Consider the following 12,313-nt stretch of genomic DNA (forward strand, 5'->3'; position numbering starts at 1 on the left):
CCGTCTTATATAGGAAGAGCAGCTGTTCAAAATCTGATGTTCTCTCCATAAATTGTATGAATTTAAGTCGAGGACAAAAGTAACAGATTTTAAGGCTTTAAGCAATACGTCATTTTTGGACGCTTACCTAAGTATCACTGTTCTAAACTGATATTTTTATGAAAACAGAATTATACATTATCATCGCCGTACTGTTTCTTCTTACCGTCATCATGATCTGGTGGGGCGTTAAAACCTTCCTCGATATACGTAGAAGACAGAAAGAGTGGAGACAGCCTCACCAGCCTCACCCCCGTACCCCTCTCCAAAGGAGAGGGGAGTGATTACTCTGGCTATACCAAACTACCATAGGAAGGTACCAAGGATTAGGCTGTTTGGAGAGAGGCTGGGGGGGTGAGGCTGTTAGGATGAGGTTCTTCTCTCCCTTTTAGGGAGAGCTAGAGAGGGGCTACTCCTTCTTCTTCTTCTCAGATCTTTACCTCGCATTTCTTGCCCGTGTATTCCACGGCCTGCTCTGCCTTTTTGCCGTTGGCGGTGACAGCGGTGATGCGGAAGTGACGGCGAGTGAGCATGCCCTTGTAAGCTCCCTTGCGGTTGCCAATGGTCAGCGTGTGCGTGGCTTCGTCATAGTCAAAGGGGATGAGCGTGTAGCGCCCCCGCTCATAATTGTAGTTGTTACCCTCGTCCTCATAGAGTTCAAAGTGGCCGTTGGCTCCACAGTAGACTTTTACTTCCAAATCGTCCCACGGCTTCTCCGTGCTGTATTGCACGTCGGGTCCGAAAGGCAAGATGGCACCCGCCTTGACATATACCGGCATGATGTCGATCGGGCAGAGGCGCTGGATCGTCTTGCCGCCGGCATGAGGCTGGTCGTCCCAGAAGTCATACCACAGCGTGCCTTTTGGCAGATAGACCGTCGTTGGCGCTGCGGCCTTGCTGACGTCGGGATAGATCAGATGTCCGCGTTTCAAGCTGTCCTTCCATGTGTACATCGGGTCGGTGACCGGCTTGACGAGCAGGCTTCGGCCGAAGAGATACTCGTTGTTGAGCGTTGCGGCATGGCGGTCGTTGGCAAAGTCCATGACAAGCGCACGCATCATTGTACCGCTGTGGAGCACACAGTCTGCAGCTGAACTGTAGGTATAGGGCAGCAGGCGGTAGCGCAGACGGATGTATTTCACGATAGCGTCGTAGCACCAGTCGCCGGCTTTTCCAAAACGATAGAGCTCGCTGACCATCGGCGACGAGCAGTGGTTGCGCATCAGCGGCATGAAGGCACCCCATTCCATCCAACGTGTTTGCAGTTCCTGCAAGGCAGGATTGTGGGGATCCTGCTCAAACTCCCAATAGAAGAAACCACCGAGGTCTGTATTCCAATAGGGAATGCCGCAGAGTGAATAGTTCAGTCCTGATGGAATCTGTTGCTTCATCTCCTGCCACGAGGCGAGGATGTCGCCGCTCCACGAGAATGTGCCGTAGTGCTGGATGCCGAAGGAAGCACTGCGTGTCATCATCAGCGCACGTTTAGCGTTGCCCTCTTTGGTGGCACGCTGATGGTCGTAGATGCCCTTGTTGTGCACGAGTGGGAAAGCATTCTTCACGCTTCTCCACGATCCGTCGGCCGTCATCCAGTCGTCGTCACCGGGCTTTTCGAAGTGGTCGGGCTCTGAGGAGTCGGTCCACCAAGCGTCAAATCCCATCTTCTGCAAGTGGGACAGATACCTCCAATAGATGTCGCGAGCTTTCGGATTAAAGGCATCGTAGACCTTCACACCCTGATTTCTCGGCCACGTGTCGAAGGGATAGAGGGCACCGATGGCGTTGAGCTCTTTGTATTGCTCGGTCCACGGACCGAAGTTGGCCCAGATGGAGATCATCAGATGGCCGTTGTTGCGGTGAACATAGTCTACCATTTCCTGCGGACTCTTGATGCGTGGCTGCTGAGGCTTCAAGTTTTTCATGTCACCGGGCAAATAGCGTTGCCAGGCAGGATCACCCACCTTATTAATATAGTAAGGGTTCATGAAGCGCATGGCATTCCAGTTGGAATCGCATCCCCAGTATTGCCAGTCCTGTACCATCGCGTCGACAGGAATCTTCAGCTCACGGTATTTGTCGAGCACACCGACGAGTTCGTCACTGGTCTTATAGCGTTCGCGACACTGCCAGAAGCCCATGGCCCACAGTGGCGGCAGTGTAGCCTGTCCTGAGAGTTCACGTATGGAAGCGATGACGCCGTCGGCCGTGCCGTCGCGATAGAGGAAGTAGTAGTCGATAAACGGTGCCACCTCACTGCTCATCGTTGTCTCCGCAGCAGTGTCGTCGAACAGCGATCGTCCGGCATTGTCCCAATAGAGACCGTAGCCTTTGCCGCTGAGGAAGAAAGGAATAGATATATATGTGTTGTGGTTCCACATCTCCACCTTCTGTCCGCGGTGGCTCATGAGCGTGTCACGAAGTTGTCCGAGTCCGTATACGGCCTCATCGTCTGCCAGTCGGAAACCTTGTCTGACCTGGTACTTTCCGTGGTCCACCTCGTGGGTGCAAGGTGTGAAGAGACTACCGGTGGCTTGCAGCAGTTCCTTGCCTTTGTTGTCGGCAAAGGTGATATAGCCCGTCCGTAGGTCGAGGGTGGCATTGAGCATCGACGAGCGAAGCGTGAGCTTGCCGTCACGCTCTTCCTCGGTGATGGTCCCGACGACGTTCTGCCCGGGTTTCAGCAGCACTGAGTAACTCTTTTTCTGAATGTTTGTGTCCGTACCTGGAAATACTCTCACGCGCACGATCGATGGTGAGCAGAAGCTCAACTCGGTGGCGTGTCCGTCGACTACACGGCAGATGCCGGTAAGGTTTTTACGTTTGGCAGCATGAAGCGGCAGCAACAGTGCCAGCAAGAGCACCAAAAGGATAGTCTTTTGTTTTGTCATATCATTGATTTGTTTAGGAATAGTCTTCTCGATCGCAAAGATAAGGCATTTCCTTCAATAAGCCAAAGAAAAGCAAGAAAATGTATGGCAAACAGGGCTTTATTTGATAGGAAGTAATGATAAAAAAGCAAAGTAACAAAGCAAGAGATATTTTATGAAGTTTTAGGCATAACAAATAAGTTCGTACCCAATATTATTCATAGACATTCAATCTGCTAAGTGGAATTGAATCCCCACACATGAATTTCCCGCAAACTATTTATTTAGTATTGATTTTTTTGAGAAATTCATCGTTCATTCCTGGTCATCCATTTGATAAAAAAGGATTTTGGGGGGCACGTAAATAAATAATGTGATATAGGGAAATAAACAAAAATCCCTCACAACCACTATGCGTTGTGAGGGATAAGTCGTTTTTTTGTAGGTTTATTCCACCGTCACCTTAGTGATGGTGTATCCGTTACCAACCATCAGGAAACCGTTTTGATCCTTGAGAAGTTGGATGGAGAGGTCGGTGAGCTCGTACTCGAGTACCTGACTGCCACTGATCGTGATGTCACCACGCTCGGGATCTCCCTTGCCCGTGAGCAGGTTGTTCCACCATGCTGTGGTTGCTGTACCCTGACCATCGCCGTTGACATAGACTTTCAGGATTGTACCAGCGTGGACATGGTTGATGAAGTCGTCCTTGAGCGCGTCGAACGGTGTACCCCACGTGACGTTGAAGCTGCCTTCCCACAGCGTCTCGCTCTTGTCAGGATACGGCTCGTTGGTGATTTTGATCGTGCCGCCGCCATACTGCTGTCCGGCAGCGTCCTGGAGCACCACACGGTAGTCGCCCTCAGCCAGATCGGCCGGCACGGTGAGCGTCAGATTGCCGTTTACGGCACTGACGATGGCAGCCTCTTTGCCACCGATGAACACTTTGGCCACCTTGTCGAGGTGGGTGCAGCCGTGGATCGTGGTCTTGGCTCCCGGTGCCACCCACAGATCCTTGGCCTTGGTACCCAACACAGGATCGCCGTCGGCGGGCGTGATCACCACACGTGTCGTGCGTGAGGTGGAGAGTCCCTTGGTCGTTGTGGCCACGATCTTCAGTTCATGGTCACCGGCGAGCAACGGCTGGTCGATAGAGTCGCCCTCGTGGATAAGCTGTCCGTCGAGGTACCACGATATCGTCGTGTAGTCGCGTGGCGTAGCGATGATGTTAAACACGAAATTACTGGTACGGCTTTGCGTGACGAGTGCCTGTGGCTGACCATCCTTCCACTCAGGGATGTTGGTGTTGAGGATGCGCGGTGCGTCGGTCTCCTCGGCAGTGAAGAACGGATCATCGTCGGAAGAGCAGGCTGTGAACGCTGTGGCGGCACAGGCCATCATCAGCAGTCCGAAAGCACGCAGAGCGATATGCTTGATTGTTTTCATGGTTGTCGTTGTCTTGAATTGTTTGTTGTTCTATTGGCCCGGCAGGCTGCATGGCGCTGTCGGACCAGGTCGATGAAGTCTATTTGACATTGATGTCCTTGGTGTCCCACCACAGGCGGTGGTGCCAGTCGTCGTTGCCGCCCATACGCTGCAGTGCCTCGTCGTAGTGCTTGCTGTTGTATTTCGACTCGAGCATCGGGTACTTCAGGCGTACCGGCGTGGTGAGATTCTTGTCGTCGTAGGTGAAGTCGCTCTCGAACTTAGCCAGTTTTGAGCGATCCTTGAGCACCGGATAGTCGCTGCGGCGCAGGTTTGCCCAAGCCTCGGCGGGGTTCATCATGTGCAGGATCCAAGCCTGCGTGTTGATGGTTTCCTTAGGATTGTTGCCGAGCGGGTTGGCAGCTATGAACTTGCTGATTTCTTCGTCGGAGATCTTCTCCGATGCCGTGAGATAGTAATCGTTGAGCATCTTCATCGAGGCGCGCACGCCGTCGTCGTAGAGCTGTTCGGCGTCGCCACTGACATTCCATCCTTTGGTCTTGGCCTCCGCCTTGAGGAAGTCGACTTCGGCCGAGGTGATGAGAATGCCGGGACGGTCAGGCATCTCGAAGTCGATGTTGAGCGCGGGTCGCATCATGCGTGCATTGAAATTGCTTTGGTCATATCCTGCAGCAGGATCGTCCTTGACCAGCTTATCCAAAGTAGGAATCTCGGAGTTGGCCGGAGCGTTGATCCAGTTGTTCCACCATGCAGCTCCCGGATCACAGGGTGCCTCTGCGGTATTGCTGCGCTTGAGGTAAGCGACCACCTCGTCGGTGAGATCGTGGTTGCCCTCGCGGTCGGGCGTAATCTCAGAGCGCTTCGTGTTGATGTAGTGGCGGCAGATACGGTACAGGCGTGGATCGCCAGTCTGTTGCATCAAATCAAAGAAAGTGGAACTAATGAACGTCGGGGACGTAGGATCCTGGCCGTAGAGGATCTCGCCGAGCGCGTTGACGCGGAAGTCATACTCCTCAGCGCCCTTATAGAGCGTAAAGGGCTCGTTGGCATAGATGACGTAAGCGTTTTGCGAGGCGTCGGTGATGTAGCCGTGCGGATCATTGAGCGCTGCCTCGAACTCCTGCTTTGCTTTCTCGGGATTGACGTCGGAGATGCGCATGGCAAAGCGCAGGCGCAGACTGTTGGCATAGCGTTGCCAAGCCTGGCGGTCACCCTTGAGACTGGTCACGTCGCCCGTGATGCGGTCGTTGGCATTGTCGAGTTGGTCGACACAAGCCTTGAGCTCTGTGAAGAACGCGTTGTAGATATCCTCCTGCTTGTCATAGACGGGGTTGGAGATGCCTTTGATATATCCCAGTCCGGCTTCCGAGCAGGGGATGTCGCCATAGGTGTCGGTGAGCACCGACATCAGGTAGACACGGTGGATGCGCAGTGCAGCGTTGAGGGCGGGCTGGCCTTCCTGTGTGGCGTTGATGGCGTCGACGAGGTTTTTGATGGCCACGGAGTAGTAGCGATCCCAGAGCAGACGACTCTGGTCGTCGTTGGCGTGTACACTTCCGGCATAGTTAGTCACGTTCCAGGCACCGGCGAAGTGCTGTGTGAACCCAGTGATATAGCTTCGGTAGGTGTCCATGAGGCTAAAGTCGCCGTAGGTCTGCAGCAGTGCCGTAGTCAGCTGGTTGTTGGGGTCGATGGTCTCGCTCTTGCTGTCATCGGTGTTGACAGAAGCCATGTGATCATCGGAGCACGATGTCATCACGCCGCACGCCAGAGGCAATGCGAAGGCCAGAGAGAGCAGACCCTTAGCTGTATGTTTCTTGATGAGTGATTTCATGATAGCTTGATATTTTAGGAATGGAGCCGTTGTGGCTGCCATTCGTTGTTTAGAACTTCACGTTGACGTTGAGGCCGTAGCTGCGGCGGGAGGGCAGAGAGCCATACTCCAGTCCGAGTCCGGAGGTGTTGTAGCCGGAGTCGGGGTCGATGTTGGGGATATTTTTCCACACGATGAACGGGTTGCGGGCTACGAAGCTAACGGTGAGTCCTTTGACGAAGCTGCCCAGCATCTTCTCGGGGAAGGTATAGCCGAAGGTGATCTCACGGCACTTGACATAGGAGTTGTCATAGATAAACATCGAAGGAGCGTTGTCGGCAGCACTCTTCCAATAGGCTTCGGGGTTGACGGGGATGTCGTTAGCCTTGAAGCTGCCGTCGGCCTGCTCGATGACACCTGGAACAACATAGCCGCGGGCCTTGCCCTCAGCGCGCCACTCTGCAATGGTCTTTCCGGCGGCGAGACGTGCTTCCTCGGACTGATACCACTCCTCACGTCCGGCGAGTGTCTCCTTGGCCTTACCGGTCTGGTAGGCCGAGCGCATGGACATGGAGAAGAGATCAGCGCCAACCTTTACGTCGAAGGAAGCCGAAAGACGGAAGTTCTTGTAGGAGAAGGTGGTGTACCAACCGCCTGTCCAGTCCCAAGAAGCGTTGCCGAGCACGTGGGTCTTGTCGTCGATGATCGGCATACCGGTCTCAGAGTTGATGATGACCTGACCGTCAGCGGTGCGCTTGAAGTCCTTGCCGACGATGGAACCATAGTTCTGTCCGACCTCAGCACCGACGCTCACGCCGCACCAGGTGGCCTTCTCAAGCTCGAAATAGTCCATGCCGTCGACGAGCTTCTTCACCTTATTATTATTTTTGGAGAAGTTCACGCCCAAGTCCCAAGCGAAGTCCTTGAGTTGCAGTGCACGTCCGTTGAGGGCAATCTCCACGCCGCGGTTCTGAATCTCACCGGCGTTGATGAGTCGGTTGGCATAGCCGCTGGTGGAAGAGGAAGCCAGACGGATGATCTGATCGCGCGAGTTCTGATTGTAGTAAGTGACGTCGAGTCCCATGCGATAGTTGAAGAACTTCATCTCCAAACCGAGCTCATAGGAGCTGGTCATCGTAGGCTTGAGGTCCTTGTTGGGCTGCGTGTAGTTGTTGATCATGCCGATGGTAAAGCCCGGATAACTGTACTTTGCCGTAGCGTAGTTCAGCGCGAGCTGATAAGGATCGGTGTCGCTACCCACCTTTGCCCAAGAGGCGCGCACCTTACCAAAGCTGATGATGTGCTTGTTCTTGATGAATTCCGAGAACACCATGCTGCCCGATACAGAAGGATAGACGTAGGTGTTGTGGTCAAGAGGCAGGGTAGAACTCTTGTCGCCACGCAGCGTGCCCTCGAGATAATAGGTATGCTTATATCCCAGCGAGGCACTGCCGTAGAGTGAGTTGATCTGCTTCTTATAAGTGTCTTGCTGTACATGTTGCTCGGAGTAGTTCATGATCGTCTCCAAGTTCATCATCTGCTGGTTGAGCCCCTTCATGGTGTAGGTCTTGTTGTCGACCTTGAAGATGTTGCCGCCCAGTGTAGCGTTGAGGTCAAAGTCGCCCCAGCTATGGTTGTAGAGCATGAGGAGCTCGGCGTTGAGCGTGCGGTTGTGGAACACCTGATTGGTCAGTGAACCGGCAGCTTGGCCCGGCGTGGTCTTTGCCACGAAGTCGTCGAAGGTCATGTTGTTGATGTCTGTACCCACAGTTCCCTGGAGTTTCAGTCCTTCGGCAATGTTCCAGATAGCCTTACCGGTAAAGCGGAATACATCCTTGGCGGAAGTATTCTTGTTCTTGTACAGGTCCCAGTACGGGTTCTTGTTGTATTGGTCGAGTCCGTTCCAGTTGGCGTAGGTGCCGTCGGCGTTCTGATAGGTGCGCAACCACGCCTGGTTGTAGGTGGAGGCGAGCGTCATCAGGTTCTTGCCGACATTGCTCTGTGAGTCGCCGAGTGCCGGACGGTTCTTCACATTCTCGCGTGTGTAGTTGGCGGTGAAGTCAAAGTCTACGGGTCCGGCCGATGTGGTGGCACGCAGGTTGAAGTTGTCGCGGTTCATGTGGGTGTTGGGCAGGATGTCCTTGTTGCGCATGTCGGTCATGGAGAAGCGCACGCCTGTCTTACCCGAACTGACGGAGAGCACGGCGGTGTTTTGTGCGGTGAGACCCGTGCGGAAGAAGTTCGAGGTGTTGTTGGGCCAGATCTGGAAAGGACGCTGCTGACCGTCGAAGTACTTCACAAGGTAGTCGTCGGCCTTCGGTCCCCAGCTCATGTTGGTACCGGAAGTGGTTGTTTCGAGATACTGTCCGCCGTTGCCCATACCATAGACCTGCTGGATGTTGTCCCATTTTGCCAGCTGCTTGTCCATGGTGATGCTACCGTTGTACTCCACGCTTACCTTGTCCTTGGCAGCTTTCTTTGTGGTGATGAGGATTACACCATGGGAGGCGCGGCTGCCGTAGAGTGCTGAGGCAGCAGGACCTTTAAGGACGGTCATCGTCTCGATGTCGTCGGGGTTGATAGCCGAGATGCCGTCACCGAGGTCGTAACCGCCTGCCTGTCCTGCACTGCCGAAGTTGGTATTGTCCAAAGGCACGCCGTCGACGACATAGAGCGGCTGGTTGTTGCCCGTCATCTCGGTGTTGCCACGGAGCAGCACGCGTGTGGAACCGCTGGCACCACCAGCCGTGTTCTGCACCACGAGGCCGGCGACCTTACCGGCGAGCGAGTTGATGACATTGGTCTCCTTTGCTTTCGTGAGTTCTTCGCCTTTGATCTCACTGAGACCGTAGCCCAGTGCCTTGCGGTCGCGCTTGATGCCAAGCGCGGTGACGACAATCTCCTTGAGGTTTTTGCTGTCCTCGCTGAGGGTGACCTTCATGCCTGCTGCGGCTTTCACGGTCTTGGGCTGATAACCCAGATAAGAGATGACGAGTTCTGTGCCGGGTGACACGTCGATGGAGAAGTGTCCGTCCATGTCGGTGACAGCACCTTGGTTTTTACCTTTCACCATCACGCTGGCGCCGATGATGGGTTCATTGCCGTCGGTGACGGTACCCTGGATGGCATGGCTCTGTTGCGTGGTGCTCACTCCCGGAGTCTCAGCACTGAAAGCAGGCTGGACGTTGAGAGCAAGAAGAGCGGCGCAGACGCTGGTCATGCACAGAAGATTCCGATTACTTTTCTTCATTGTCTGTATACTTAGGTTTTACTTATTTCGGTGTTATTAAGCTGGTTGCAAAGTTAGGTTTTATATGTCTGACAGAGGTTAGAATACTGACAATGAAGGTTTCGTAGCTGACAAACTTGCTGATCCATACACCGATACAACGCAAACATCCCTCCGGCTCTATGGCGTGAGACACGTTGGGAGCAGGAGGGATGAAGCTGTTATCCCGAAATCTAAGAAACCTTTTATATGTATCAATTGTTGAACGAAGCAATCTTATCTTGCGAGACAGAGCTGACGGTCCTTGATGATCAGACCGCGAAAGCTGTCGGGAACGGTTCTGCCGGTAAGGTCGTAGCACCTCTGCTGACATTTGACGAAGGAAAAGTACAAGAATAAATAAAAGTCAACTAATAATTTGCTAATTCAGAATTTATTTCTTACCTTTGCAATCACTAGAACCCGCCAAGCCTCTCAACGATGCTCAAATGAGCGGGTCGTTTTTTTAATATGACGAGGCCGTTCAACAAACATTATAGTAGCCCTCGTATCTCCCAATATTTTGATCTACAGATTAAGCCTTTTGAATCATGGCTGACCATCATTACGCTCACTCGAAATGCATGCTGTCATCATGCACATGTATGGAACAAACGAAATACCATTAGGGCAATGATACCAAACACAATGTTACGTCCATGGATTACACTGCCTACAGATTCTTTAAGAATATACTTTAATCTATGTATCATTAAGTATTTCGTTGATGTTATTTCGCAAAATAATCATATGAAGAAGAATCTTCTTGATTTACTTGCACAATTTCCTAATATAGACATCCAAGCCATGGGATTCCCATCTAACTGGGAGCAAGAACCAATTTGGCAGAATTAGAGATTTTAAAGTAGCCCTATTTACGCCCTAATTAATCTTTACAGCCATTACGTCAAGGAATCCTATTAGATAGATAGAAGTGGTCTGCTACATCTTTCTTTAGGGAATACAGGATGAGGAAGGTTATCAAGAATTTGAGATTTTTTTTGCTGATAGTTAGTGCGATATATATTCGCGTATAGCGCAAGCATCCCTCCTGACTCTATGTTGGGAGCAGGAGGGATGAAGCTGTTATCCCGAAATCTAAGAAACCTTTTATATGTATCAATTGTTGAACGAAGCAATCTTATCTTGCGAGACAGAGCTGACGGTCCTTGATGATCAGACCGCGAAAGCTGTCGGGAACGGTTCTGCCGGTAAGGTCGTAGCACCTCTGCTGACCGTTGCCGGTCATTGCCAGATTAAAGATGGCGGTGGTCATGCCCTCTGGCATGATGATCACATTCTTCAGTCTTACGCCGTAGCCCTGCATGATGAGGCCTTTGGTTTGTAGCTTTGCCAATGTGGCGGCATCGAAGCTCAGGCTCAGCGAATAGGTTCTGTCATTGGTGCCCTGAGCAGCTTTGGGATCATAACTGCCCTTATAGTTTTTGCCGTTTATTTTGAAGTTGACTTTACCGCTCCAGTCGCCATACATCAGTTGCAACTGCTCATAGTCGGCCGAAGGTACTTGCTCTATGGTCAGCATCAGCCGTCCCTTGGCAGTGAAGCCGTTGAACTTATTAGCCGGGATCTTCAGTTGCAGGCCCTCGCTCCAGTTGAGCAGCGCATCACCTTCCCAGAAGACGCCGTTCTCTGCCTTTTCCTTATAGGGCTCCAGCCCGGCTCCCAGCTGCAAGCCCTGCAAGAGCCACGGTGCGTCGACACTCATATGATTATTACGGTTGAAGATGCCGTAGATTTCACTGCCGTTGCCAAACGTGTTGTTGTCCCACACGATGGGGGCAAAGCCACGCTTGCGAGCCTCCTTGACGAGCTGCTGGAGATAGTATTTCTCATTGTCGAGTTGTGTAGCGCGATCGTCGCTGGTGAAGTGAGTAGAGACACCCAACTCACCGATGATCACACCGAGCCCCTTGTCGGCCCATAGCGTCTTGGCCTTGTCGAAGGTGTTTGTCAGCTGGCTCTCGTCGTCGGGAGAAATCTTGCCTTTGTCTTTGAAAGCCTGTCCCCAATAGTAGTAGCATCCCTCTTTGCCACTGCAATAGTTGTAGGGATTGTAGTAGTGGAACTCAACGCACAGCCGGTCTTTGGCCGGATCGTTGGGGATGACGAAATGCTGAAAGCCGTAGTCGGGATTGCAGGAGTAGGTCTGCACGATGAGCACGCGCTCGGCGTTGTTGCCACCCGTGGCGCGCACAGCGTTGATGAACGTTTGGTTGTAGCTGTTCTCCACGTCGGCCTGCTCCTGAGTCGGTGCCTGCCAGTTGACCTGCGTCTCGTTGATGCCGGCAAAGGCCAGGTCTGGACCATAATCCTTGAAGTGTGTGGCGATCTGCTTCCACAGCGCGGCAAGCTTCTCGTTGTTTTCTTTCTGCTGTGCAAAGAAAGGATGCTGCTCCAACCACACTTCGTGATGGGTATTGATGATGACTTTCATCTTCTCGTCCAAGCAGTAGTTGACCACCTCCTCCACGCGATTCATCCACTTGCTGTCGATGGTCATCGTCTTCTCGTCGGTGAGATGGCAGCCCCACTGCACGGGGATGCGCACACAGTTGAAGCCCTGTGCCTTCACAGCCTTGATCATCTCGCGCGTTGTCATTGGGTTGCCCCATGCCGTCTCGTCGTTGCCTTTGCTTTCGAGACTGTTGCCGAGGTTCCATCCGAGCACGACAGACGAAGCCCATGTCTTGGCGTCGATGTTCATCTCTTCGGCCGTTGTAGCGGCTCCCGCGGGTATGGTCAGCCATGTTGAGCACAGCCAGCAGGCCAGTAATAACAGTATGTTTTTGCTTCTTGTCATAGGTATGAATTGATAAAGATATGAATAGCTGATGTTGTGATAACGCTGGCAAAGTTACG

General features: G+C 52.7%; 6 protein-coding genes. 1 reads left to right on the forward strand and 5 read right to left on the reverse strand.

The features are described from left to right. Window positions 1-467: 467 nt before the first annotated feature. From FYJ73_RS12015 to FYJ73_RS12030, 4 genes are all read right to left on the reverse strand, one after another. On the reverse strand, window positions 468-2,927 hold the full coding sequence (locus FYJ73_RS12015; RefSeq protein WP_154534965.1) for a glycoside hydrolase family 31 protein: 2,460 nt from the start codon (window positions 2,925-2,927) through the stop codon (window positions 468-470). Window positions 2,928-3,353: 426 nt separating this feature from the next. Next, complete coding sequence (locus tag FYJ73_RS12020) at window positions 3,354-4,352, reverse strand: hypothetical protein (RefSeq protein ID WP_154534966.1); 999 nt, start codon at window positions 4,350-4,352, stop codon at window positions 3,354-3,356. 79 nt (window positions 4,353-4,431) lie between these two features. Beyond that, entirely contained in the window at window positions 4,432-6,186 is a 1,755-nt protein-coding gene (locus tag FYJ73_RS12025; RefSeq protein ID WP_154534967.1) for a SusD/RagB family nutrient-binding outer membrane lipoprotein, read from the reverse strand. Window positions 6,187-6,235: 49 nt separating this feature from the next. Further along, on the reverse strand, window positions 6,236-9,415 hold the full coding sequence (locus tag FYJ73_RS12030; protein ID WP_154534968.1) for a SusC/RagA family TonB-linked outer membrane protein: 3,180 nt from the start codon (window positions 9,413-9,415) through the stop codon (window positions 6,236-6,238). 489 nt (window positions 9,416-9,904) lie between these two features. On the opposite strand from FYJ73_RS12030, the gene FYJ73_RS12035 reads away from it, so the two are divergent. Then, on the forward strand, window positions 9,905-10,288 hold the full coding sequence (locus tag FYJ73_RS12035; RefSeq protein WP_154534969.1) for an Abi family protein: 384 nt from the start codon (window positions 9,905-9,907) through the stop codon (window positions 10,286-10,288). A gap of 286 nt (window positions 10,289-10,574) precedes the next feature. Here FYJ73_RS12035 and FYJ73_RS12040 read toward each other — a convergent pair whose 3' ends face one another. Then, complete coding sequence (locus FYJ73_RS12040; protein ID WP_154534970.1) at window positions 10,575-12,254, reverse strand: glycoside hydrolase family 5 protein; 1,680 nt, start codon at window positions 12,252-12,254, stop codon at window positions 10,575-10,577. Window positions 12,255-12,313: the final 59 nt, after the last annotated feature.

The organism is Hallella mizrahii (genome assembly GCF_009695775.1).
GTDB classification, from domain to species: domain Bacteria; phylum Bacteroidota; class Bacteroidia; order Bacteroidales; family Bacteroidaceae; genus Prevotella; species Prevotella mizrahii.

What these genes read in the sequence shown, in the direction of transcription:
- FYJ73_RS12040 (WP_154534970.1), bottom strand. Translation starts at nt 12,254, where the DNA reads ATGACAAGAAGCAAAAACATACTGTTATTACTGGCCTGCTGGCTGTGC.
- FYJ73_RS12035 (WP_154534969.1), top strand. Translation starts at nt 9,905, where the DNA reads ATGACGAGGCCGTTCAACAAACATTATAGTAGCCCTCGTATCTCCCAA.
- FYJ73_RS12025 (WP_154534967.1), bottom strand. Translation starts at nt 6,186, where the DNA reads ATGAAATCACTCATCAAGAAACATACAGCTAAGGGTCTGCTCTCTCTG.
- FYJ73_RS12030 (WP_154534968.1), bottom strand. Translation starts at nt 9,415, where the DNA reads ATGAAGAAAAGTAATCGGAATCTTCTGTGCATGACCAGCGTCTGCGCC.
- FYJ73_RS12015 (WP_154534965.1), bottom strand. Translation starts at nt 2,927, where the DNA reads ATGACAAAACAAAAGACTATCCTTTTGGTGCTCTTGCTGGCACTGTTG.
- FYJ73_RS12020 (WP_154534966.1), bottom strand. Translation starts at nt 4,352, where the DNA reads ATGAAAACAATCAAGCATATCGCTCTGCGTGCTTTCGGACTGCTGATG.